This window comes from Lysinibacillus alkalisoli (assembly GCF_014643595.1).
GTDB lineage: Bacteria > Bacillota > Bacilli > Bacillales_A > Planococcaceae > Metalysinibacillus > Metalysinibacillus alkalisoli.
In genome coordinates, this window is record NZ_BMJT01000008.1 from 1 (window position 1) to 24,038 (window position 24,038).

Here is a 24,038-nt window from a genome sequence, read left to right on the forward strand (position 1 = left end):
TCATTTTCATGAAACGTTTTATTGATTAACGTTTTGCTTGTTCAGTTTTCAAAGGTCATGGTGTTGTTTGCGACAACTTCTATATAATAACATGGTTACTATTATATTGTCAACATCTTTTTATCAATCTTTTTAAGAACGCTTTTTCATATTTCCTAAGCGACTCCCATTATGATACTAGATGCTGACAACATTGTCAATAGTTTATCGAATTATTTTTTTGATATGTATTTGTCTATACTTTTGTAAATCAATAATCTCGCCATTCTTCTGTAATTTAATTAACGGTCTAGTAGGTGCATTAGGCTGTACATATAAAACTTCTCCTCTTTCTAGATTAGATAAAACAACCTTACTACCTATAGTTAAATCAGAAACAACAGATAACAGCGCTTCAATAATAGTAATATCAAATTTGCCAAACTCTTCTTCTTTAATTTTTTCAATAACTTTAAATGAAGGTTCTTTAGCACGATACATACGCTCGCTCGTCATTGCATGGAATACATCTGCTATTGCTATAATTTGTGATTCTTTTGATATTTTATCTGCCCTATCTTGTGAAGGATACCCTGTGCCATTCAAACGCTCATGATGTTGAAACACAGCCGCTTTAATTGTAGGTTTTAGAACAGGTATATCTTTAATCATTTTATATGTATAAATCGGATGCTTACGAACTTCATTAAACTCATTTTCTGTTAATGCGCCTTTTTTATTTCTAATAGTAGAAGATACTTTTGACATCCCACAATCAGCTAACGTACCACCAATAGCTAGTTGTATAGTGTCACCACGATCATAACCTAATTTTTGTGCCAAAACAGCCGTAATTAATCCTGTAGCAATACAATGATGGTATAAATAGTCTTTCGCTGTAGAATATTCATTTAAATTTAATATAATTGTTTTATCATTTAAGGCTAACTCTATTATCGGAAGCATCATACCCCTAATTTTTGAAATATTGATATTCGCTCCTGCTTCCCAACTTTTAAATTCTTTTTTAAATTGATGGATGGTTTCATCATATAATTTTTTAAATACAACCTCTGTTTTCACTGACTCCGTTACAGCATGATCGATGTAAGGTGCCGAGTCAACTTCATTTGTCTCTTCACTTTCTCGTAAGACATGAACTGCTTTAATATTAAATACTTCAAAAATATGCAAATGTTCATAAGTTAATGTCGTTTCTTTTGTCACAATAGGGAATTTAGTGTTGGCAAAAATATCTTCTGCAATTAGTTCGCCTACACGTAATTGTTCAATTGGTAAATGCATGGTCTCCATTTGGACATCATCCTTTTCTTTAACTAATTTTATTTATTTTACCATGATTTTAGGTTTTGAATGGAAAAGAGAATAGCATATAAACGCTATTCTCTCATGCACCATTTTATGACTCAGCTTCTTCAGAATCATCTTCTATTTCTTCTAATTCTTCTTCACGTTTAACTTTGGCGACTGTTGCTACATATTCTTCATCAGCTAAACGAATGAGTCGAACACCTTGTGTATTACGCCCGATACTGGAAATATCTTCAGTTGCCATACGAATTAACATACCTTCAACTGTAATTAACATAATATCTTCTTCACCAGTAACAGTACGCACAGCGACAAGTGGGCCATTTTTGTCTGTAATTTGCAATGTTTTAATACCTACACCACCGCGTGTTTGTAAGCGGTATTCTTCTTCAGAGGTGCGCTTACCATAGCCATTCTCACTGACTACCAAGATCTCTTGGTTAGGCTCAACAATCTCCATACCTACAACACAATCATCTTCACGGAGACGAATTCCTCTTACACCTGAGGCGGTTCTACCCATAGCTCTAATATCCGTTTCTTCAAAACGAATTAACATGCCTTGACGCGTGCCAATAATGATTTGTTTAGTACCATCTGTTAATCGTACAGCCATTAATTCATCATCTTCACGTAATGTAATCGCAATTAGACCATTTGTACGGATGTTAGCAAAGTGGGAAACCTCTGTTCGTTTTGTCACACCTAGACGTGTAGTGAAAATAAAATAAGCATCCTCATCAAATGAACTCACTCGAATCATAGCTGTGACACTTTCTTCTTTTTCTAAGTTAAGTAGATTTACAATAGGTAAACCTTTGGCGGTACGTCCGTATTCTGGAATTTCATATCCTTTAGCACGATATACTTTACCTTTGGTTGTAAAGAATAAAATAGTATCGTGGGTAGAAGTAAAGAGTAAATGCTCCACAAAGTCATCTTCATTTGTGCCCATACCTTGAACACCTCTACCACCACGTCTCTGACTGCGATACGTATTTGCGGCTAAACGTTTAATATAACCATTATGCGTAAGCGTGATGACAGAGTCCTCTTGTGGGATTAAGTCCTCATCTTCAATCATAAATGCGCCACCAGAAGTTATATCTGAACGTCTTGCATCACCAAAACGCTCTTTTATTTCTACCATCTCTTCACGAATGATTTGGATAATACGAGCTTCATCACTTAAAATCTCTTGTAAACTTTGTATTAAGAGTTGTAACTCTTGATACTCATTTTCGATTTTTTCACGCTCTAAACCACTCAAACGCACAAGACGCATATCTAAAATAGCTTGTGATTGTCTTTCACTCAAACCATAACGTTCCATTAGTTTTGGTTTCGCTTCCTCACCATTTCGTGAACTGCGAATAATAGCAATAATGTCATCAATATGGTCTAGCGCAATACGTAAGCCTTCTAAAATATGGGCGCGATCTTGCGCTTTACGAAGCTCAAATTCTGTACGACGTCGAATGACTTGTTGTTGATGTGCTAAATAATGTTGTAACGCTTCTTTTAAAGCTAATACTTTAGGTTGTCCATCAACCAATGCCAACATATTAACACCAAAACTTGTTTGCATTGCCGTTTGCTTGTATAAGTTATTTAAAATTACATTCGCATTAGCATCACGGCGTACGTCCATTACAATACGCATACCTTGGCGACTAGACTCATCTTGTAACTTTGTGATACCGTCAATTTTTTTATCTCGTACTAATTCAGCGATTTTTTCAATTAACTTTGCTTTATTTACTTGATACGGTAACTCTGTTACTAAAATCGTTTCTTTTCCATTCTTTGCTTGTTCGATCTCCACGCGGGCGCGTGTAATAATTGAACCTCTACCCGTTTCATATGCTCTACGTATACCGCTACGCCCTAAAATCAAACCACCTGTTGGGAAGTCTGGTCCCGGGATAATATCCATTAACTCTTCTGTTGTAATGGATGGATTATCCGCAATAGCTAAAACTGCATCGATTGTTTCATTAAGATTATGGGGTGGGATATTTGTTGCCATCCCTACCGCAATACCAGATGTACCATTCACAATTAAGTTAGGGTATCGACTTGGTAATACAACGGGCTCTTTCTCTAAACCATCATAATTATCAGTATAGTCAATAGTATCTTTATTAATATCTCTTAGCATTTCCATTGCAATTTTTGACATTCGTGATTCGGTATAACGCATAGCTGCTGCGCCATCACCATCTACAGAACCAAAGTTACCATGACCGTCTACTAACATATAGCGATAACTAAAATCTTGCGCCATACGTACCATAGCGTCATAAATAGATGAGTCACCATGAGGGTGATATTTCCCCATTACATCCCCAACAATACGAGCTGATTTTTTATGCGGTTTATCAGAAGTGTTCCCCAACTCATTCATACCAAATAAAATTCGACGATGCACTGGTTTTAAACCATCACGTACATCTGGCAAAGCACGCGAAACAATAACGCTCATAGCATAACTTAAAAATGACGTTTCTATCTCTTTTGTAATATTAATTTCTTTAACATTTTTCTTTTCCATTAGCTATGTAACCTCCTCTCTTAGAAATCTAGATCTTGCACATTTAGCGCATTTTCTTCGATAAATTGACGACGTGGCTCTACTTCTTCACCCATCAATCGTTCAAAAGCTGCATTTGCTTCAATGGCATCGTCTAAATGTACTTGTAGTAAAATTCGGTTCTCAGGATCCATTGTTGTTTCCCATAACTGCTCAGCATCCATTTCACCTAAACCTTTGTAACGTTGAATATTGGGTTTTGGTACTTGTGATAAGCCTTCTAAAATTTCTTTTAACTCCTCATCACTGTGACAATATTCTACGTGTTTCCCCTGCTTCACTTGATATAGTGGGGGCTGTGCAATGTAAACATAACCTGCTTCAATTAAAGGACGCATGAAACGGAAGAAAAACGTTAATAATAGTGTGCGAATATGGGCGCCATCAACGTCAGCATCTGTCATAATGACAATTTTATGATAACGGGCTTTTTCCAAATTAAATTCTTCGCCAATACCTGTACCAAAAGCCGTGATCATTGCACGAATTTCTGCATTAGAGAGGATGCGATCTAAACGGGCTTTTTCCACATTTAAAATCTTTCCTCGTAAAGGTAAAATCGCTTGGAAGAAACGATCTCGCCCTGATTTAGCTGAACCACCAGCCGAATCACCTTCTACAATATAAATTTCTGATTCACTTGGATTGGTGGATGAGCAGTCTGCTAATTTACCAGGTAAATTTGAAATTTCTAATGGAGATTTTCGTCTTGTCGTTTCACGGGCTTTTTTAGCCGCTACACGTGCTCTCGCTGCTAATAATCCCTTTTCGATTACTTGACGAGCTACTTTCGGATTTTCCAGTAGGAACCTTTCAAAACCACTTGCGAACAATGAACTTGTAATTTGTGTTACTTCTGAATTACCTAATTTTGTTTTCGTTTGCCCTTCAAACTGTGGGTCGGGATGCTTAATAGAAATAATGGCTACTAGCCCTTCTCGCACATCATCACCTGTTAAATTAGCATCTGCCTCTTTAAGCAGATTATTTTTCCGTCCATAGTCATTGATCACACGTGTTAAAGCCGTTTTAAAACCTGATTCATGTGTACCGCCTTCATACGTATTAATATTATTCGCAAAAGATAAGATGGTAGAAGCATAACCTGCATTGTATTGCATAGCTATTTCAATTGTAATGCCTTCCTTTTCACCTTGAATATCAATAGGGTCATGTAAAGGCTCTTTATTTTCATTAATATGCTCAACATATGAAGTAATACCACCTTCATAGTGATACGTAATAGATTGCTCTTGCCCTTCTCGTTCATCTGCAATCGTTAAATAAATACCACGATTTAAATAAGCAAGTTCACGAACACGTTGCGCTAAAATATTGAATTCATACTCTGTTGTTTCAGTAAAAATCGTATGGTCTGCTTTGAAGCGAGTAATCGTACCTGTTTTATCAATATCACCAACTACGGTTAAAGGTTGTGTTGTCAGTCCTCGTTCGAATTTAATCTCGTGTATTGCTCCATCACGCATAACACGTACTTCTGTATGTGCTGATAAAGCATTTACTACTGAGGCCCCTACACCGTGTAAACCACCTGATACTTTATAACCGCCGCCGCCAAATTTACCACCCGCATGCAAGACTGTCATGATGACTTCAACAGCTGGTTTACCCATTTTCTCTTGCGTACTTACAGGAATGCCTCGTCCGTCATCTTCAACGCGAATCCAGTTATCTTTTTCAATCGTAACTGTAATATTATTACAAAAACCTGCCAATGCTTCATCAATACTGTTATCTACAATTTCCCACACTAAATGATGGAGACCTCTTGAACTTGTAGAACCAATATACATGCCTGGTCGTTTACGAACTGCTTCTAAGCCTTCTAAGACTTGGATTTGATCCGCATCGTATGCTTGATTTTGCAACACTTTTTCTTCATTAGCCAACGTATTCACCTACTCCTTATTTTGAACATCTATTGTTGTATACATCCTTGTTTCACATGAAACACCTTTGCCTCTCTTATCGTTTCATGTTCTATGCCTTCTATACTTGTTGTAGTAACAAATGTTTGAACTTCACTTTTAATTGTATTTAACAAATGGGATTGACGATAATCGTCTAATTCTGAAAGAACATCGTCTAATAATAAAATAGGAGGTTCTTTAGTTTCCTGTTTAATCAATTCAATCTCAGCAAGCTTTAGTGACAGTGCTGTTGTACGCTGTTGACCTTGCGAACCATACACCTGCACATCATAATCATTCACATAGAACTGCAGATCGTCTCGATGCGGACCAACTAAAGTAACCCCTCGCTCTCGTTCTCGCTGAAATACTTCATCTAAACGAACCGTTAAAACTTGCTTAATCTCTTCAATCGTTGATGACGATGTTAACCCTTTAGCGGTTTTATATTTAATCACTAGTTGCTCTTGCCCTCTAGAAATACCATGATGGATTTGCGCAGCCCAATTTTGTAATAAGCCCATAAATAAAAAACGCCTGTGTATAATTTGCGCAGCCGATTGAATGTATTGCTCTGTATAAACTTCATGCATAACAGCATCTACTTGTTTGTGCACATGCTGTTTTAAAAACTGATTACGTTGTTTTAATATTTTCGAAAATTGCATTAAATCATACAAATACGTTTGAGAAATTTGCCCGATTTCCATATCAATAAAACGTCGTCTAAATTGCGGGCTGCCTTTCACAACATTTAAATCTTCTGGCGCAAACATCACTACGTTCATTTGCCCGATATACTCGCTTAATTTACTTTGTGCAAGATGATTTACCTTGCCCTTTTTGCCTTGTTTAGCAATTACTAATTGCATCGGTAAGTCACCGTATTTTTTTTTAATCACACCTTCTATTTTAGCATAATCTTTTTGCCAACGTAGCAATTCTTTATCGTTGGAGGTGCGATGTGATTTCGCCATAGCTAAAACATAAATGGCTTCCATAACATTTGTTTTACCTTGTGCATTCTCCCCAATAAACACGTTAATATGTGGTGAAAATTCCAAGTCTAATTCTTCATAATTGCGATAATTCTTTAATTGCAATTTTTCTATATACATATGTTACGCCTCTTGCGCTACGATTTTGAATCGACCAATTTGCGGAATATTAATCACATCATCTGGATAGAGTTTCTTACCTCTGCGATTTTCTTCTTCACCATTCACATACACAATATGTTCTTGTAAAAACCACTTTGCCATTCCTCCAGAACTAATAGCATCCGTCATCTTTAAAAGTTGCCCTAACGTTACAAATTCATCATGAATTACGATTTCTTCCACGTTTTATGCCTCCAGCCAACAAATTCTTATTACACTATCATACCATAATTCAATTTTTCTACGTACTCTTAAGAAAATGAACATGATTTCTATAAAAAAAAGAGCTGCTCAATAACAGCAACTCTTTTTCAAACACATTAATTTGTACGAATTGGAACAATTAATTGTAAAATCGTATCATCCTCTAGTGAGCGTAAAATAAAGGGTCTCATGGCGCCAGTAAATTGTACAATAACATGATCCTCGCCAATCGCTTTTAAAGCCTCCATCATGTATTTCGCACTAAATGAAATTTTCAATTGTTCACCTTCACATAAATCTAAGCTAATCTCTTCTTGCACTTTGCCAATCTCAGGTGAGTTTGATGAGATTTCAATGGATTCTTCAGATAGTGTTTCTAAACGAACAACGTTATGACTATTCCCTCTTGCTAGTAACGAAGCACGATCGATAGCTTGTAATAATTCTTTTCCGTTTATTTTCATCGTCGTTTGGAACTCATTAGGAATTAAACGATCTGTATCAGGATAATTTCCTTCTAACAAACGTGAGAAAAATAACACATTATCTGTTTTAAATAATACTTGTTGTTCTGTGATAACAATTTCGACAGGTGTGTTTGTATTCTCTAAAATTTTGTTTAATTCATTTAAGCTTTTTCCAGGTATTACAACATCATAATCTTCCTGCACTTGCTCCATTTTAGCTTTGCGTCTCGCTAAACGATGACTATCTGTTGCCACACAAATGAGTGATTGATCTTTAATTATCCAATTGACACCTGTTAATACTGGACGACTTTCTGTTACAGCTACAGCAAATACGGTTTCACGGATCATAGATTTTAATAAATCAGCAGGCATAGGGAAACTAGCATCTTGATTAATATTTGGTAGTAGTGGATATTCATTCGCATCTGAAGCAATTAAATGGAAAATAGATTTACCAGAACGGATATGTGTTTGAACTTCATTCGTCACTTGAATTTCAACCTCATTTGTTGGTAACTTTCTCACGATTTCATTAAACATACGTGCTTGTAATACGATAGAGCCACTTTCTACAATTGTGACGTTTTGCTTAGCATCTTCTTCAGCTGGTATAAAGGTTTGGATAGTAATATCCGTATCACTACCTGTTAACGTTACACCATCTTTTGTTACATCAATTTTAATACCCGTTAAAATCGGTATAGTAGTTTTGCCACTTACAGCTTTCATTACATGATTTAAAGCATCTAATAATCGGTCTCTTACAATAATAAATTTCATAATTATACCTCACTTAAATAAATAGTTATTATTAATAATATATAAGTAAATATAGTAGTAGGCCCTGTGGATTTGTGGATAACTCGAATTATACATTGATAACACAGTTATCCACCTGTGTACAACTTGTGTAGAAGTTGCGTATAACTTTGTCATTTATCCACATGTTTATTTACCAAGACTCGTTTTAATTTGTTTAACATCCTGTTTCAATTGTTCATCTGTTTTTAATAACTTTGATATTTTTTCATGAGCATGCAGTACAGTAGTATGGTCTCTACCCCCAAATTCCTCCCCAATTTTAGGAAGAGAAAAATCAGTTAGTTGGCGCGATAAATACATAGCAATTTGTCTTGGAAATGCAATAGACTGTGTTCGTTTCTTGGCTGAAAAATCTTCTAAACGTACGTCATACTGTTCTCCCACGGCATGTTTAATATCAATAATGCTAATTTTTCGTTGTTTCGCATTTGGAATAATATCTTTTAACGCGCGGCTTGCTAAATCTGGTGTGATATCTTCTTTAGCCATAGAGGCATAAGCTACTACACGAATTAACGCCCCTTCAAGTTCTCGAATGTTAGAATCAATTTCTTTAGCAATAAAAACAATTACTTCATCAGGGATAGCTAGACCATCCGCAGTTGCCTTTTTACGTAAAATAGCAATTCTTGTTTCCAAATCAGGTGGTGCAATGTCTGTTATTAATCCCCACTCAAATCTTGAACGCAAACGATCTTCAAGTGTAGGTATTTCCTTAGGTGGCCTGTCACTTGATATGATGATTTGTTTTGCTTCTTCATGCAGTGTATTAAAGGTATGGAAAAACTCCTCTTGTGTTGATTCTTTACCAGCTAAAAATTGAATGTCATCAATTAAAAGTACATCTACACTGCGATATCTATCTCTAAATTCAATTGTTTTGTTATCTCGGATGGAGTTGATAAACTCATTCATAAATTTTTCAGAAGATAAATAAACTACTTTAGCATTGGGATTATGCTCAGAAACATAATGGCCGATAGCGTGCATGAGATGTGTTTTACCAAGCCCAACCCCTCCATAAATGAAAAAAGGATTGTAAGCCTTGGCAGGAGCCTCTGCAACAGCTAGCGAAGCAGCATGTGCAAAACGATTACCTGAGCCAATTACGAAAGTATCAAATGTATATTTTGGATTCAACATGCTCAGGACATCATTAGCAATTTTTTTCTGTTGCCCAGTGATTGGAGGAGGTAACTCAAATGTCTCATCCTGACTAATATCTTCTTTAATAATGAATTGAATGGCAATATCTTTAGTTGTTAAGTCTTTTAAAACATCAATAATTAATTGTTTATAGTTATTTTCTAACCATCCACAAACAAATTCATTGGGCGCCTCTACCGTAATTAGAGCACCATCAAAATTTAAAGGCTTCGTTGATTTTAACCAAGTTTCAAAACTTGGTTTAGCAATTTTTTGTTCAATTTGAGCAAGGACACTATCCCAAAACTGTGCTAAGTTCTCCAATTTTACAATCTCCTTTGCGCAAAAAAATATAGAATAAAATTGTAGCATTTTTTCTATTTATACACAATCACACAACCTGTGGATAAATATTATCCATACCATGTGGATAAAGTTATACACAGGTACAATCTATCTGTGTATAACTTTTAGCGAATAAAATTATCCACAGAGTAAAACACATTAATCGTAACAACAAAATAGAATAATAGCAATACAATTTTATAGTTATTAACAGATAGAGATGTTGCTGTGAATAAAGTTATCCACACCCCTTTGATATGTGAAAAACTATGAGGAAAAGTTGTGAATAAAAAATAGAAAAGAATAAAAAGATTTTTTTATTCACAAGACAGTAATATAAATTTGGGGATAAAGCGTGAGGTTAAAATGATGCCTCATAGGATGTATTATTTTTATCTTTTCATAAAGAAATAGCCACCACCTTATAAGCAGTAGGGTTTATGTATTTTAGATAACCATTTGACAAAACCGTAGAAAATTTTATATAATGCATAGGTCTGTATGTAGGAAATTAACTTCTGAAAATAGGAGGTGTTATAAATGAAACGTACTTACCAACCAAAAACACGTAAGCATAGCCGTGTACATGGCTTCCGCGCACGCATGAGTTCAAAAAACGGTCGCAAAGTTCTTGCAGCTCGTCGTCGTAAAGGAAGAAAAGTATTATCAGCATAAGTCCACTGAGCCACATCAGTGGTCTTTTTTTTCGATAAAATAAAAGCGTGATCATATATGTAGGTGAAATTTGTGAATAAAAAACAACGAATTAAAAAGAATGAGGATTTTCAATTAGTTTTTAAAAAGGGGAAGTCTTTCGCTAATCGTCAATTTGTTGTCTATATGATGCCGCGTCAAGAAAACGACACATTTCGGATCGGATTATCTGTTAGCAAAAAGCTTGGAAATGCAGTAAAGCGCAATCAAATTAAACGTTATATACGACATAGTATGATAGCTTTTAGTAATGATTTAAAAACGCATATGGACTATGTTATTATCGCCAGAAATCCGGCGGCCACATTAGATTTTCATGAAACTAAAAAAAGCTTAACCCACGTTTTGCGTATTGCGAAAGCATTGCCTCCAGCATCAAAAAATGAAAATTAATCATTATAAAGCATTATAGATAGTGGAGTACTTGCTATAAGACATGGTAGAATATGCTCGAACACTATAAAATTGAATAGAGTGAATGTAGGAGGAAGCGGTTTGAAGAAGAAACATCTTTGGATTATGTTGACGCTAATTTCTGCTACAATTCTGTTATCAGGTTGTACAGAATTTAATCAACCCATCTCAGCAGAGAGTGATGGATTTTGGAATAAATTCATCGTTTGGCCTCTTGTATCAGTAATTAAATATTTTGCTGATTTATTAGGTTCTTACGCTTGGGGTATTATCATTGTAACAATCATTATTCGATTAGTGATTTTACCACTAATGATTAAACAAACGAAAAGTTCGAAAAAAATGCAAGAAGTGCAGCCTCAAATGCAAGCATTAAAAGAGAAATATGCTTCTAAAGATATGCAAACACAACAACAGTATCAACAAGAGATGATGAAGTTGATGTCTGAATCAGGTGTGAACCCATTAGCGGGTTGTTTGCCAATTCTTGTACAGATGCCAATTCTGATTGGTTTCTATCATGCCATTAGTCGTATGAATGCTACACCAGATGTATATGAACTAGGGAATTTCTTTATGTTCCCATTAGCAGAACCAAGTATTATTTTAGCTGTAACAGCAGGTCTTATTCAGTTTGTTGTATTACGAACTGGTCCAGCTATGAATAACATGAATCCTCAAATGAAAATGATGATGTATATTATGCCATTTATGATTATGGGATTCGGTGCGGTACTACCAGCAGCATTGTCATTATATTGGGTTATTGGTAACTTATTTACATTTGTACAAAACCTATTTATTTATAAACCTTGGATCAAAGAGAACAATTAATTTGTTAGGAGCGAGGTAAGTGAAACAGATTACGCAAATAGGCGCTACTACAGAAGAAGCGATCTCATTAGCGTTACAAAAGCTTGGCGTTGCCCGTGATCAAGTAGATATTGAAATTGTGCAAGAAGGTAAAAAAGGATTTTTAGGGTTTGGTACACGCCCAGCAGAAATTATTGTAACGATTAAAGAACAACAAGTGGATGTTAAAGAAGTCACGATTCCCGAACTAAGTGAAAGCAACCAAATGGATACACAAACAACTTTACCAGTAGCGGATGAAAAACCAACGTTCAAAGCCACTATTCAATACATAAAAAGTATTGCGGCAGAGATGGGTGTGTCAGATGTTGATATTTCGGTGACAGAAGACGGAAAACAAGTGTATTTTCAACTAGAGAGCTCTAAGGCAGCCCTATTAATTGGTAAGAGAGGGCAAACATTAAATGCATTACAACAATTAGCTCAATTAATGTTAAATCAAGAAGTAAAACAATTTAAGGTAGCGCATATTAATGTTGGAGACTATCGAGAGAAGCGTAAATTAGCGTTAGAAGCATTAGCGAATCGTATTGCAGATCGCGTTACAGTAACAGGAGATCGTCATTCGTTTGAAGCTATGCCATCTTATGAACGTAAAATTATGCATAATGTTTTAGCACATCGCATTGATGTTGAAACACACTCTGAAGGTAGAGAGCCAAATCGTTATCTTGTTGTTGAAAAAGTACAATAAAGTATGAATTACTTAAACAGGTGGAAGATGTTTATGTCGCTTCCACCTGTTTTTTTGTGCATAAAAAATACAATAGCGAAACTTTAGCTTTCAAAGAAATTATGCTATTCTTTTATGCTAGATAGTGATGTGCGGAAAAAGTTACTCACATGTGGATAACTTGATGGGAGGAATAAAAATGGACTTTGATACAATTGCAGCAATCTCCACACCAATGGGAGAAGGAGCAATTGCTATTGTGCGTTTAAGTGGTGATGAAGCTATAGCAATTGCCAATAAGGTATTTCAATCACCAAATCATAAAACGTTAATGGAACAACCTACTCATACCATTCATTACGGGCATTTAATTGAGCCAACAACGGATGAAGTGGTGGAAGAGGTTATGCTGTCTTTAATGAAGGCGCCTAAAACATTTACACGTGAAGATGTAGTCGAAATTAATTGTCACGGTGGTTTGACATCTGTTAATCGTGTGTTGCAACTAGTGTTGAAAAATGGTGCAAGATTAGCAGAACCAGGTGAATTTACGAAACGAGCATTTTTAAATGGCCGTATAGATTTATCGCAAGCTGAAGCAGTGATGGATTTAATTCGAGCAAAGACAGATCGTGCAATGAATGTAGCATTAAATCAAATGGATGGTAAATTGTCACGGCTAATTCAAAATTTAAGGCAAGCATTACTTGAGACGTTAGCTCAAGTTGAGGTTAATATTGACTACCCTGAGTATGATGATGTGGAAGAGATGACAATACCTGTGTTGCTTGAAAAATGTGGTTGGGTAAAAGATGAAATTGAAAAATTGCTACAAACTTCTTCACAGGGTAAAATTTTAAGAGAAGGTTTATCCACAGTTATTATTGGTCGCCCTAATGTGGGTAAATCATCTTTACTCAATAGTTTAGTACAAGAAAATAAGGCAATAGTTACAGATATTGCAGGTACAACACGAGATATTATTGAGGAGTATGTAAATGTACGTGGTGTCCCCTTGCGCTTAGTAGATACAGCAGGTATTCGTGAAACAGAAGACATTGTAGAGCGTATTGGTGTTGAGCGATCAAGACAAGTGTTAAAAGAGGCAGACCTTATTTTATTTGTATTGAATGGTGCAGAGCCATTAACAAATGAAGACCGTTTGTTGTTTGAGACGATTCAAAATATGAATTATATTGTGGTCATTAATAAAACCGATTTACCACAGCAACTAAATAAACAAACAGTAGAAGAGTTAGCATTAGGGCAACGTATCGTGGCCACGTCGTTATTAGAAGAGCAAGGTGTGATAGATTTAGAGGAAGCTATTGCGTCTTTATTTTTTGAAGGACAAGTAGAAGCAGGCGATATGACGTACGTCTCAAACGCACGTCATATTGCGTTATTACATCAAGCTAAAGCGACTATTGAAGATGCATTATTTGCAGCGAATTCAGGTGTTCCAGTTGACATGATACAAATTGATGTAACGAGAACATGGGAAATTCTTGGCGAGATTATTGGAGATACAGTAGAGGAAAGTTTAATTAATCAGTTGTTTTCACAGTTTTGTTTAGGGAAATAATCTTAATACAGAGAGGAAGATACGAGCATGCCAACAAAATTCGAGGCAGGCACGTTTGATGTCATTGTTATAGGTGCGGGTCATGCAGGTGCAGAAGCGGCTTATGCAGCAGCAAAAATGGGTGCTAATACATTAATGTTAACGATTAACTTAGATATGATTGCATTTATGCCATGTAACCCTTCTATAGGGGGCCCAGCTAAAGGAATTGTCGTACGTGAAATTGATGCTATGGGCGGTCTAATGGCGAAAGTTATTGATAAAACACATATCCAAATGCGTATGTTAAACACAGGCAAAGGTCCAGCTGTAAGAGCATTGCGTGCTCAGGCAGATAAAGTGTTATATCAACAAGAAGTAAAACGTATATTAGAAGAACAAGAGAATTTAAAAATCCATCAAGCAATGGTAGAAGAATTAATTGTAGAAGACGAAGAAGTGCAAGGTGTTATTACGCAAATTGGTGCCATTTACCGTGCCAAAAAAGTAATTGTGACAACAGGTACATTTTTACGTGGTGAAATTATTATTGGCGATATTAAGTATTCAAGTGGGCCGAATAATCAACAGCCATCAATCAAATTGGCAGATAGCATTAAAGATTTAGGTTTTGATATGGTGCGTTTTAAAACAGGTACACCACCCCGAGTGAATAATCGCACGATTGATTATAGTAAAACAGAGATCCAACCAGGTGACGATGTACCACGAGCATTCAGTTTTGAAACAACAGACTTTATTATGGATCAATTACCTTGTTGGTTAACATACACTAGTGCAGAAACACATGAAATTATTGAAGAGAATTTACATTTATCGCCTATGTATTCGGGTATGATTAAAGGTAAGGGACCTCGTTACTGTCCATCGATTGAAGATAAAATTGTGCGCTTTAATGATAAACCACGTCATCAAATCTTTTTGGAGCCTGAGGGCCGCAATACGAGAGAAGTTTATGTACAAGGGTTATCCACAAGTTTACCTGAACATGTGCAACATCGTTTAATTGCCTCTGTCCCTGGGTTAGAAAAGGCAGAGATGATGAGGGCTGGCTATGCGATTGAGTATGATGCTATCGTATCCACGCAATTATGGCCAACATTAGAAACGAAAAAGATTAAAAGTTTATATACAGCAGGTCAAATCAATGGGACGTCAGGTTACGAAGAAGCGGCTGCTCAAGGTTTAATGGCTGGTATTAATGCAGCGGCAAGTATTTTTAATCGTGAGGAAGTTATTTTAAGTCGCTCTGAAGCATATATTGGTGTGTTAATTGATGATTTAGTGACAAAAGGAACAAGTGAACCATACCGCTTATTAACATCGCGAGCAGAGTATCGTTTATTATTACGTCATGATAATGCCGATATGCGCTTAACAGAGATCGGTTATCAAGTAGGTTTATTATCCACAGAGCGTTATGCAGCATTTAAAGAGAAGAAACGCCAAGTTGAAGCGGAAATTGAACGTTTACGTCACACAATTATTAAACCTAATCAAAAGACACAAGATGCAATCACAACAGCAGGTGGTACAATATTAAAAGATGGCATTTGGGCGGCTGACTTATTAAAACGTCCAGAAATGCACTATGATGTGGTGGCAGCGCTAATGACTGAACAAGCACCTGAATCCTATTCAGAAGAAGTTAAAGAGCAAATTGAAATTCAATTAAAGTATGAAGGTTATATCGAAAAGGCATTACATCAAGTGGAGAAATTGCGCAAAATGGAAGGTAAGAAAATTCCTGAAAATATTGATTATGATGCCATTTCAGGTTTAGCTACAGAAGCAAGACAACACTTGAAAGAAGTGCAGCCACTAACATTGGCACAAGCTTCACGCATAGGCGGTGTAAATCCTGCTGATATCTCTATTTTATTAGTCTATTTAGAACAAGGTAAAATTGCACGCATTCAAGCATGAGTGCATAAATAGGGCGAGCCATTAAGCTCGCCTTCTATTTTATTAAAGGAGTAAAGGTATGAACGAACAACAATTTATTATAGCGCTTCGCGATAAAGGAATTGATTTAACAGATAACCAAATCCAACAATTTCGTACGTATTTGCAATTGCTTGTTGAGTGGAATGAGAAAATGAATTTAACAGCGATTACCGATTTAGAGGGTGTTTATTTAAAGCATTTTTATGATTCAATCAGCACGGCTTTTTATTTTGATTTTACAAAAGTGACAACTGTTTGTGATGTAGGAGCTGGAGCTGGTTTTCCAAGTATTCCAATTAAAATTTGTTATCCACATTTACACATTACAATTGTGGACTCTTTAAATAAACGCATTACCTTTTTAGAGCATTTAAGTGAGTCTTTGGCGTTAACAAATACACAATTTGTACATGCGCGAGCAGAAGAGTTTGGTCAAAATAATACGTATCGAGAAAGTTTTGATGTAGTAACCGCTAGAGCAGTAGCACGCTTAAGTGTATTAACAGAGCTTTGTGTGCCATTAGTTAAACCAAAAGGGCAATTTGTGGCTTTAAAAGCTGCAGCAGGAGCAGAAGAATTACAAGATGCAAAGAAGGCAATACATGTACTTGGTGTAGAACTAAAACAAGCATACGAATTTGAGTTACCAACAGAAAATAGTGAACGAACATTGTATATCTTTGATAAAATAAAACAAACACCGAAGAAATACCCACGTAAACCAGGAACACCTAATAAAACACCAATCCAATAAATCTTAAGTATGTACATTTGTTAAGGAATCCGAAATAATAAGGGAAGACAGATAGCTTCTTAAAGGTGGTGCCATTTGGATGAAGAGTCCATTTTCACGTTTTTTTGGAGGCGGTAAAGAAGAGCCAACAAAAAGTGAAGAAGCGGTGAATGAAGCAGAAAAGGTTTTACATATCGCCATTGATAGTATTGTGCCAAATCGCTTCCAACCGCGTACAATTTTTGATGATGAAAAGATCGAAGAATTAGCAAGAACAATTCAAACACACGGTATTATTCAACCTATTGTTGTGCGCCGTATGGAAAATGAACGATATGAAATTATTGCTGGTGAGCGTCGTTATAGAGCTATGAAAAAACTCGCATGGGCAGAAGTGCCTGCCATTGTTAGAGATATGAATGATAAAGAAACAGCATCTGTAGCCTTAATTGAAAACTTACAACGTGAAGAATTAACAGCAATTGAAGAGGCGCTTGCTTATCAACAATTGCTAGAGTTACATGGTCTAACACAGGAGGCATTAGCGCAACGTTTGGGTAAAGGACAATCGACAGTAGCTAATAAATTACGCTTATTAAAATTACCTCAAACTGTACAAGATGCTATTTTACAACGTGAGATTACTGAACGGCATGCAAGAGCGCTTATTACAGCTAAAGATGAAACATTGCAAGTGGTACTGTTAGGGCAAATTAAAGAAAATGGCTGGAATGTTCGCCAATTAGAAGAACATATTCAAACCTTGTTACACAGTGGTGAAGAACCCAAGGTTGTAAAGAAGAAACCGCGACGCAAGGCAGTGAGCCGAGATGTTAGGATTGCATTAAATACGATTAAACAATCATTAACGATGGTTCAAGATAGCGGAATTACTGTAAAAACCGAAGAAGAAGATACAGAGGAATACTATCAAATCACGGTTAAAATACCTAAAAAGAAGAAGTAAGAGCATTGCTCTTTGGCAAGTCGATAAGGTCGCAATGTGACTTTATCGGCTTTTTATATTCGTGTTATTCTTAAATTTGCTAAAATAAAGAGACTGCGGAGGTGATGCAATGGACAAACTAACAACAGGGGCAAATGCCTTTTTCAATGACAAACAAGTAGCGTCAAGAGAAGAGTTAACTATGATAAATTGTCGTTTATTATTACCTAATCCATTCCAACCACGAAAACAGTTTGATGACATCGCTTTACGTGAATTGGCGCAATCGATTGAAACATATGGTATTTTGCAGCCTATTATTGTTCGAAAAAAAGGAAAGCGTTATGAGATTTTGGCAGGGGAGCGTAGATTCCGTGCAGCACAACAGGCTGGTTTGACAGAAGTACCTGTCATTATAAAAGAGTTTTCAGAAGCTGAGATGATGGAGCTTGCTTTGCTTGAAAATTTGCAGCGTGAAAACTTAACACCTATTGAAGAGGCTCAGGCTTACGAATTATTAATGCGTCACTTACATTTGACACAAGAGCAAATTGCAGAACGCGTAGGTAAAAGTAGACCTCATATTGCGAATCATTTACGCTTATTAAAGTTACCATTACAAGTACGACAACAAATTGATGATGGCTTATTGACGATGGGGCATGGTCGCGCATTAGCTAGCATTAAATCTGCCGTAAAAATTGAGGAGTTTGCAAAAATAGCTGTGGAACGTCAGTTGAGTGTACGCCAAATGGAACAAATTGTACAAAAATATCATCAAGGTGTGAAGCCTGTTGTAAGTGACGTGTACTTGAAGGATTTAGAAAATCAATTGAGAGAACAATTAGGCACAAAAATTGTTTTACAAAGAAAAAAAGAAAAGGGCAGTTTGACCATTGATTTTTATTCGGATGATGAGTTGCACGAGTTAGTCGCGCTGTTAATGAGAAAGGAGTAATGTATGAAGTTTTTTGAAGCATTCAAAAAGAAATTTCTTGACCAAGTCACCTCTGAAACTTTTTGGGATGGCGTATTAGAAAGCAGTATGAAAATTATTTTAATTATTATTGCTTCATGGGTTATTGTAAAAATAGGGCATTTTATTATTCAAAAGGCTTTTCGGCTACGTGTTAATATTCCTTTACAACAGTCAGAACGTCGCCAAAGAACGATTGAACGCTTGTTACAGAGTGTAATCTCCTATGTTGTTTATTTCTCAGCACTTATTGCGATATTATCTGAGATTGGATTAAATATATCCGGTTTATTAGCAGGAGCGGGGATTGCAGGTTTAGCTATTGGTTTTGGTGCACAGAGTCTTGTTAAAGACGTTATTACGGGGTTCTTTATTATTTTTGAAGATCAGTTTGGTGTAGGCGATTATGTACAAGTGAATGGTCAAGAAGGTACGGTATTAGAAATTGGCTTACGTACTACAAAAATAAAGGGATTGTATGGTGAAACGCATATTATTCCAAATGGTTTAATTGCAGAAGTCGTCAATTATTCCTTGTCCAATTCCGTTGCGTATATTGACTTTAATGTCATTGCCTCTGCTGATTTACAACGTGTAGAAAAAATTATTACCGATTATTTAGAAACATTGCCAAGTAAGAATGAAAATATTGTAGGCAATCCTGCTTTTTTAGGCGTACAAAATGTAGTGGGTGGCGAAATCACTTTGCGTGTTACAGCAGAAACATTGCCCTTGCAGCATTACGGCGTTGCACGTATGATTCGTCAAGATTTAGTTGAATTATTTGAGCAAAATCACATCCCTTTACCATATCCGAATATGGTAATTTACGATCAAGATTTGCTGTTAAAAAGAAAAGGAGAAGCGTAATGGAAAAAGTATTTCACTTAAATGATGTTGTCGAAATGAAGAAGCCACATCCTTGTGGCACAAATGCTTGGAAAATTATTCGTATGGGTGCTGATATTCGCATTAAATGTGAAGGTTGTCAGCATAGTGTAATGATACCTAGACGAGAATTTGAAAAGAAAATGAAAAAAGTGATTTCAAGTACAGTATAAGTCGATTAGACTTTTAAGCAGTTAATCACTATAATAAGACAGAATTAATAGACTAGAAAATGAGGAAGGTTGTGTCTTTCATGGCATTAACAGCAGGAATCGTAGGTTTGCCAAATGTGGGGAAATCTACATTATTTAATGCAATTACAAAAGCGGGAGCACTTGCAGCAAACTACCCATTCGCAACAATTGACCCGAATGTTGGGATTGTAGAAGTTCCAGATGCACGTTTAGATAAATTAACAGAATTAGTTGAACCAAAAAAGACAGTGCCAACAGCTTTTGAATTTACAGATATCGCAGGCATTGTAAAAGGAGCTTCTAAAGGCGAGGGCTTAGGGAACAAATTTTTAGCTCATATTCGTGAAGTTGATGCGATTTGTCAGGTTGTACGTTGTTTTGAAGATGAGAATATTACGCATGTTTCAGGCTCTGTTAATCCTATTGATGATATCGAAGTCATTAATTTAGAGCTGATTTTAGCAGACTTAGAGTCTGTGGAAAAACGTTATCAACGTGTGGAAAAAATGGCGCGTCAAAAAGATAAAGAAGCGCTAGGAGAAGAGCCAATTTTACGCAAGATTAAAGAAGCGCTAGAAAATGAAAAGCCTGCGCGTTCTGTTGAATTAACAGAAGACGAGCTTAAAGTTGTAAAAGGGCTTCACTTATTAACAATTAAACCAATGCTATATGTAGCTAATGTTTCAGAAGATGAAGTGGCTGAAGCTGACCAAAATAAATATGTGCAACAAGTTCGTACATATGCAGAAGCGGAAGGCGCACAAGTTATTACAATTTGTGCTCGTATTGAAGAAGAAATTTCGGAATTAGATGACGATGAGAAGGCTATGTTCCTAGAGGAGTTAGGTATTCAAGAATCAGGTTTAGACCAATTGATTCGGGCAGCCTATGATTTATTAGGCTTAGCAACATATTTCACAGCAGGTGTGCAAGAAGTACGCGCATGGACTTTCCGCAAAGGGATGAAAGCACCACAATGTGCAGGTGTTATCCACACTGATTTTGAAAGAGGATTTATCCGTGCAGAGACAGTAGCCTATGATGACCTAGTTGAATTAGGCTCAATGCCAGCAGCAAAAGAGGCAGGTAAAGTGCGTTTAGAAGGTAAAGAGTATGTCGTACAAGACGGCGATGTGATGTTATTCCGTTTTAATGTTTAAAAAGTAAGCTATAAAAAGTGGCAAAGGGAAATATTATTTCCCTTTGCCACTTTTTTATTTTGTACTAAACGTAGTTTCATCAAGTTCAATGTATAATTTAGGTGCTTGTGGACCATCTTTCACAATGACGTGTGGAGGGAATTTGCGTAATGCTTGATACATAGCAAAATCGCCAGCAGCTCCTCCGATTAATAATACCCCCACAACAATTAATATATAAGAATCCATATAAAAACCGATAAAACATGGCAACACCCCTGTTAGCCAAAAGGGGAGTAATAATGCTCGCTTCATGGCACGGTTTGTTAAGGTATGGCTAGTAGTAGCATAGGCAATACCTTTTTTAAAATCGATACCCCATTTTAGTGAGGACAGTGGTGCCCTACCAAAAACCATAAAGCCGATAAGATGACATGCTTCATGTATAACAATAAAAATAAAGTATAACAAGGTAATGAGCAGTAGGGAAAGTAAGATAGTAAGGCCAGATAAATGAATCGCTGTTGGCGTTAGTATAATAAAAAGAAAAGTACATAATAAAAAGGTAACTACAGTAATAATAAGACTGGTTTTCATCACATGAGAAAGATTTAGTTCCACAACATGTATATTTTTCATCAAGTTCTCCTTCACTTTTATGTCACTTGTTTAAGTGTATCATATGTGTTAAAATTGTTTGATGTGAGTAATATTAATATTGCTTGCTCCTTGCTCAATGTAATCATTGAGCCTAAGTCCATAAGGAGGTGTCTAGAAGATGAGAAAATACGAATTAATGTACATCGTACGTCCAAACATTGAGGATGAAGCGAAAAAAGCTTTAGTAGAACGTTTTAACGAAATGCTTAAAGCAAACGGCGCAGAAGTTGTCGAGTCAAAAGACTGGGGCAAACGTCGCTTAGCTTATGAAATCAATGATTTCCGCGAAGGTTACTACCAAATCGTTAAAGTAAACGCTCCTACAGAAGCAATCAGCGAATACACACGTTTAGCTAACATTAGCGAAGATATCATTCGTCATATCGCAGTACGCGAAGACGATAAATAATATTGACCAATAATGCTGAAAGGGAGGGCGACTACTGATGATTAATAATGTTGTACTTGTCGGACGATTAACAAAGGATCCAGAATTACGTTATACGCAAGGTGGCGTAGCTGTTGCGCGTTTTACAGTAGCTGTGAACCGAACGTTTTCTAATCAACAAGGTGACAGAGAGGCTGACTTTATTAACTGCGTGGCATGGCGCAAACAAGCCGAAAACTTAGCTAACTTTATGCGTAAAGGAAGTTTAGTTGGTGTGCAAGGGCGTATCCAAACAGGTAGTTATGATGATAAAGATGGCAAACGTGTTTACACAACTGACATTGTAGCTGATAACATTCAATTTTTGGAACCACGTAATGCGACTGGTGGTGGCGGGAACTTTAACCAACCATCACAACAGCAAAATTACGGTGGACAATCTAATCAATTTAATGCACAGCCACAACAATCTTATCAGAATCAACCTATGAATCAGCAAAATTATACAAATATGAACGATGATCCGTTCAGTGCACCTTCTCAAGGGAATGCACCTCAAGGTTCAGTCGACATGTCAGATGACGACTTACCATTCTAATTAAACTATTGTAAGGGAGGATATCAACTATGGCACCACGTCGCGGAGGCCGCAAACGCCGTAAGGTTTGCTACTTCACTTCGAATAACATTACGCACATCGACTACAAAGATGTAGATTTATTAAAAAAATTCATCTCTGAGCGCGGTAAAATTTTACCACGTCGCGTAACAGGTACTTCAGCTAAATACCAACGTAAATTGACATCTGCTATTAAAATGTCACGTATTATGGCTTTACTACCATTCGTTGCAGAAGAAAAATAATATCAATAAAGAGTCACTCAGAAATGAGTGGCTCTTTTTTTGTAGTTTTGTTTAAATACATATAGAAATGGTACAATAAGCTAGTGAGTTTGATTTAAAAAAGGAAGGTTAGCGATGCAAAATAATCAAAGTAGAGTGTTAGCTTATGGCGCAATGAGTGCTGTGTTATTCGTTATACTCGTTTTAATGACTTTATTTCTACCGGTTGTATCGGTCATCACGCTATTTTTAGTGCCTTTACCTATTGCATGGTATCGCACAAAATTTGACCGAAGATCAGCGATTTTTGTAGCTGTTGTTAGTATGTTATTAGGCGTTTTATTAGGTACGATATTTGCGATTCCCCTAGTATTATCTATGGCATTGATTGGGTTATTTATGGGTGATTTTATTGCACAAAAATATAGCCGTTTTGCGATTTTTGTGACTACAGGTATTATTATCTTCGTATCTACGATTGCCATGTATGCGGTATCCATCTGGCTATTTAACTTAAATGTAGTTAAAGAGCTATTAAGCGCAACCCGTAAGCAATATGAACAGATGAATGAAATTTTTATGAAAAGTGCTGGTCAAGAAGCGATAACCCCTGAAATGTTAGACAAAACGATGCAAACCTTTGAAACACTAATGCCAATGATGGTGATTATTTCTACATTTTTGATAGCGTTTGTGATGACTACAGTTTGTTTATCACTCTTAAAGAAGTTAGGCGTGGACGTACCAAAGTTTCCGCCATTTAAAGATTTTCGTTTACCTAGGTTTGTGTTATTTGCTTATTTACCTGTACTAGCTGTTAAATTATTTAGTACACCAGAAGCGGGTTCTAGTTTAGATCTTTTTGTATCTAATATTGATTTGATTTTAAATGCCTTATTTATTTTACAGGCCTTATCGTTTATTCAATATATTTTAGCAGCAAAAAACATTTCGAAATATGTTGGAGTCTTAATATTTGTTATTTTACTACCGTTCTTGCCATTACTTGTTTTATTAGGAATACTAGATTTAGGTTTCAATATTCGCGGGTATATTACAAGTAATACGAAAAAATAGGAGGCG

The 24,038-nt window shown here is 36.2% G+C and carries 24 protein-coding genes; 16 read left to right on the forward strand and 8 right to left on the reverse strand.

What is annotated here, in order from left to right; all coding sequences use genetic code 11:
* Nucleotides 1-204: 204 nt before the first annotated feature.
* From IEW44_RS11845 to dnaA, 7 genes are all read right to left on the reverse strand, one after another.
* The gene (locus IEW44_RS11845; protein WP_188615266.1) at nucleotides 205-1,293 is read right to left on the reverse strand and encodes an HD-GYP domain-containing protein; all 1,089 of its coding nucleotides are present in this window, start codon (nucleotides 1,291-1,293) and stop codon (nucleotides 205-207) included.
* A 106-nt stretch (nucleotides 1,294-1,399) separates the two neighbouring features.
* On the reverse strand, nucleotides 1,400-3,865 hold the full coding sequence (gene gyrA, locus IEW44_RS11850) for a DNA gyrase subunit A (protein WP_188615267.1): 2,466 nt from the start codon (nucleotides 3,863-3,865) through the stop codon (nucleotides 1,400-1,402).
* Between the two features lie 20 nt (nucleotides 3,866-3,885).
* Nucleotides 3,886-5,814, reverse strand: a complete 1,929-nt coding sequence (gyrB, locus tag IEW44_RS11855; protein ID WP_188615268.1) for a DNA topoisomerase (ATP-hydrolyzing) subunit B — start codon at nucleotides 5,812-5,814, stop codon at nucleotides 3,886-3,888.
* 29 nt (nucleotides 5,815-5,843) lie between these two features.
* Entirely contained in the window at nucleotides 5,844-6,953 is a 1,110-nt protein-coding gene (gene recF / locus IEW44_RS11860) for a DNA replication/repair protein RecF (RefSeq protein WP_188615269.1), read from the reverse strand.
* 3 nt (nucleotides 6,954-6,956) lie between these two features.
* Nucleotides 6,957-7,178 (reverse strand): S4 domain-containing protein YaaA, encoded by a 222-nt coding sequence (gene yaaA / locus IEW44_RS11865; RefSeq protein ID WP_188615270.1) that lies wholly within the window; start codon nucleotides 7,176-7,178, stop codon nucleotides 6,957-6,959.
* Nucleotides 7,179-7,315: 137 nt separating this feature from the next.
* The gene (gene dnaN / locus IEW44_RS11870) at nucleotides 7,316-8,449 is read right to left on the reverse strand and encodes a DNA polymerase III subunit beta (RefSeq protein ID WP_188615271.1); all 1,134 of its coding nucleotides are present in this window, start codon (nucleotides 8,447-8,449) and stop codon (nucleotides 7,316-7,318) included.
* A 168-nt stretch (nucleotides 8,450-8,617) separates the two neighbouring features.
* Complete coding sequence (gene dnaA, locus IEW44_RS11875; RefSeq protein WP_188615272.1) at nucleotides 8,618-9,961, reverse strand: chromosomal replication initiator protein DnaA; 1,344 nt, start codon at nucleotides 9,959-9,961, stop codon at nucleotides 8,618-8,620.
* A 561-nt stretch (nucleotides 9,962-10,522) separates the two neighbouring features.
* Between dnaA and rpmH the strand changes: the two genes are divergently transcribed.
* The 12 genes from rpmH to ychF all read left to right on the forward strand — a co-directional run bounded on the left by rpmH (nucleotide 10,523) and on the right by ychF (nucleotide 21,085).
* Complete coding sequence (gene rpmH / locus IEW44_RS11880) at nucleotides 10,523-10,657, forward strand: 50S ribosomal protein L34 (RefSeq protein ID WP_188615273.1); 135 nt, start codon at nucleotides 10,523-10,525, stop codon at nucleotides 10,655-10,657.
* 72 nt (nucleotides 10,658-10,729) lie between these two features.
* Entirely contained in the window at nucleotides 10,730-11,089 is a 360-nt protein-coding gene (gene rnpA, locus IEW44_RS11885) for a ribonuclease P protein component (protein WP_188615274.1), read from the forward strand.
* 102 nt (nucleotides 11,090-11,191) lie between these two features.
* Nucleotides 11,192-11,944 (forward strand): membrane protein insertase YidC, encoded by a 753-nt coding sequence (gene yidC / locus IEW44_RS11890; RefSeq protein WP_229704232.1) that lies wholly within the window; start codon nucleotides 11,192-11,194, stop codon nucleotides 11,942-11,944.
* Between the two features lie 19 nt (nucleotides 11,945-11,963).
* Nucleotides 11,964-12,677, forward strand: coding sequence for an RNA-binding cell elongation regulator Jag/EloR (jag, locus tag IEW44_RS11895; protein WP_188615275.1), 714 nt, complete (start codon nucleotides 11,964-11,966; stop codon nucleotides 12,675-12,677).
* Between the two features lie 178 nt (nucleotides 12,678-12,855).
* Nucleotides 12,856-14,241, forward strand: coding sequence for a tRNA uridine-5-carboxymethylaminomethyl(34) synthesis GTPase MnmE (gene mnmE / locus IEW44_RS11900; protein ID WP_188615276.1), 1,386 nt, complete (start codon nucleotides 12,856-12,858; stop codon nucleotides 14,239-14,241).
* Nucleotides 14,242-14,268: 27 nt separating this feature from the next.
* A complete protein-coding gene (gene mnmG, locus IEW44_RS11905; RefSeq protein ID WP_188615277.1) occupies nucleotides 14,269-16,167 on the forward strand; it encodes a tRNA uridine-5-carboxymethylaminomethyl(34) synthesis enzyme MnmG in 1,899 nt (632 codons plus the stop codon).
* Between the two features lie 58 nt (nucleotides 16,168-16,225).
* Nucleotides 16,226-16,942 (forward strand): 16S rRNA (guanine(527)-N(7))-methyltransferase RsmG, encoded by a 717-nt coding sequence (gene rsmG / locus IEW44_RS11910; protein ID WP_188615278.1) that lies wholly within the window; start codon nucleotides 16,226-16,228, stop codon nucleotides 16,940-16,942.
* A 79-nt stretch (nucleotides 16,943-17,021) separates the two neighbouring features.
* Nucleotides 17,022-17,888, forward strand: a complete 867-nt coding sequence (gene noc / locus IEW44_RS11915; RefSeq protein ID WP_188615279.1) for a nucleoid occlusion protein — start codon at nucleotides 17,022-17,024, stop codon at nucleotides 17,886-17,888.
* A 109-nt stretch (nucleotides 17,889-17,997) separates the two neighbouring features.
* The gene (locus tag IEW44_RS11920; protein WP_188615280.1) at nucleotides 17,998-18,825 is read left to right on the forward strand and encodes a ParB/RepB/Spo0J family partition protein; all 828 of its coding nucleotides are present in this window, start codon (nucleotides 17,998-18,000) and stop codon (nucleotides 18,823-18,825) included.
* Between the two features lie 3 nt (nucleotides 18,826-18,828).
* Nucleotides 18,829-19,713, forward strand: a complete 885-nt coding sequence (locus tag IEW44_RS11925) for a mechanosensitive ion channel family protein (protein ID WP_188615281.1) — start codon at nucleotides 18,829-18,831, stop codon at nucleotides 19,711-19,713.
* Nucleotides 19,713-19,904 (forward strand): DUF951 domain-containing protein, encoded by a 192-nt coding sequence (locus IEW44_RS11930; RefSeq protein ID WP_188615282.1) that lies wholly within the window; start codon nucleotides 19,713-19,715, stop codon nucleotides 19,902-19,904. The genes IEW44_RS11925 and IEW44_RS11930 overlap by 1 nt, the downstream gene beginning before the upstream one ends.
* Before the next feature lie 80 nt (nucleotides 19,905-19,984).
* Nucleotides 19,985-21,085 (forward strand): redox-regulated ATPase YchF, encoded by a 1,101-nt coding sequence (gene ychF / locus IEW44_RS11935; RefSeq protein ID WP_188615422.1) that lies wholly within the window; start codon nucleotides 19,985-19,987, stop codon nucleotides 21,083-21,085.
* Nucleotides 21,086-21,139: 54 nt separating this feature from the next.
* Here ychF and IEW44_RS11940 read toward each other — a convergent pair whose 3' ends face one another.
* Nucleotides 21,140-21,703: a DUF3267 domain-containing protein gene (locus tag IEW44_RS11940; protein WP_188615283.1), complete on the reverse strand. Its 564-nt coding sequence runs from the start codon at nucleotides 21,701-21,703 to the stop codon at nucleotides 21,140-21,142.
* Nucleotides 21,704-21,842: 139 nt separating this feature from the next.
* Between IEW44_RS11940 and rpsF the strand changes: the two genes are divergently transcribed.
* From rpsF to IEW44_RS11960, 4 genes are all read left to right on the forward strand, one after another.
* Nucleotides 21,843-22,133, forward strand: a complete 291-nt coding sequence (rpsF, locus tag IEW44_RS11945) for a 30S ribosomal protein S6 (protein ID WP_188615284.1) — start codon at nucleotides 21,843-21,845, stop codon at nucleotides 22,131-22,133.
* Between the two features lie 37 nt (nucleotides 22,134-22,170).
* Nucleotides 22,171-22,710, forward strand: coding sequence for a single-stranded DNA-binding protein (gene ssb / locus IEW44_RS11950; RefSeq protein WP_188615285.1), 540 nt, complete (start codon nucleotides 22,171-22,173; stop codon nucleotides 22,708-22,710).
* A 29-nt stretch (nucleotides 22,711-22,739) separates the two neighbouring features.
* On the forward strand, nucleotides 22,740-22,976 hold the full coding sequence (gene rpsR, locus IEW44_RS11955; protein ID WP_188615286.1) for a 30S ribosomal protein S18: 237 nt from the start codon (nucleotides 22,740-22,742) through the stop codon (nucleotides 22,974-22,976).
* Between the two features lie 114 nt (nucleotides 22,977-23,090).
* Nucleotides 23,091-24,032, forward strand: a complete 942-nt coding sequence (locus IEW44_RS11960) for a YybS family protein (protein ID WP_188615287.1) — start codon at nucleotides 23,091-23,093, stop codon at nucleotides 24,030-24,032.
* Nucleotides 24,033-24,038: the final 6 nt, after the last annotated feature.

Bases quoted from the DNA above. Each gene is read 5' to 3' on its own strand.
- IEW44_RS11845 (WP_188615266.1), bottom strand. From the start codon at position 1,293: ATGGAGACCATGCATTTACCAATTGAACAATTACGTGTAGGCGAACTA.
- gyrA (WP_188615267.1), bottom strand. From the start codon at position 3,865: ATGGAAAAGAAAAATGTTAAAGAAATTAATATTACAAAAGAGATAGAA.
- recF (WP_188615269.1), bottom strand. From the start codon at position 6,953: ATGTATATAGAAAAATTGCAATTAAAGAATTATCGCAATTATGAAGAA.
- dnaN (WP_188615271.1), bottom strand. From the start codon at position 8,449: ATGAAATTTATTATTGTAAGAGACCGATTATTAGATGCTTTAAATCAT.
- rpmH (WP_188615273.1), top strand. From the start codon at position 10,523: ATGAAACGTACTTACCAACCAAAAACACGTAAGCATAGCCGTGTACAT.
- mnmE (WP_188615276.1), top strand. From the start codon at position 12,856: ATGGACTTTGATACAATTGCAGCAATCTCCACACCAATGGGAGAAGGA.
- mnmG (WP_188615277.1), top strand. From the start codon at position 14,269: ATGCCAACAAAATTCGAGGCAGGCACGTTTGATGTCATTGTTATAGGT.
- rsmG (WP_188615278.1), top strand. From the start codon at position 16,226: ATGAACGAACAACAATTTATTATAGCGCTTCGCGATAAAGGAATTGAT.
- noc (WP_188615279.1), top strand. From the start codon at position 17,022: ATGAAGAGTCCATTTTCACGTTTTTTTGGAGGCGGTAAAGAAGAGCCA.
- IEW44_RS11920 (WP_188615280.1), top strand. From the start codon at position 17,998: ATGGACAAACTAACAACAGGGGCAAATGCCTTTTTCAATGACAAACAA.
- IEW44_RS11925 (WP_188615281.1), top strand. From the start codon at position 18,829: ATGAAGTTTTTTGAAGCATTCAAAAAGAAATTTCTTGACCAAGTCACC.
- IEW44_RS11930 (WP_188615282.1), top strand. From the start codon at position 19,713: ATGGAAAAAGTATTTCACTTAAATGATGTTGTCGAAATGAAGAAGCCA.
- ychF (WP_188615422.1), top strand. From the start codon at position 19,985: ATGGCATTAACAGCAGGAATCGTAGGTTTGCCAAATGTGGGGAAATCT.
- IEW44_RS11940 (WP_188615283.1), bottom strand. From the start codon at position 21,703: ATGAAAAATATACATGTTGTGGAACTAAATCTTTCTCATGTGATGAAA.
- rpsF (WP_188615284.1), top strand. From the start codon at position 21,843: ATGAGAAAATACGAATTAATGTACATCGTACGTCCAAACATTGAGGAT.
- ssb (WP_188615285.1), top strand. From the start codon at position 22,171: ATGATTAATAATGTTGTACTTGTCGGACGATTAACAAAGGATCCAGAA.
- rpsR (WP_188615286.1), top strand. From the start codon at position 22,740: ATGGCACCACGTCGCGGAGGCCGCAAACGCCGTAAGGTTTGCTACTTC.
- IEW44_RS11960 (WP_188615287.1), top strand. From the start codon at position 23,091: ATGCAAAATAATCAAAGTAGAGTGTTAGCTTATGGCGCAATGAGTGCT.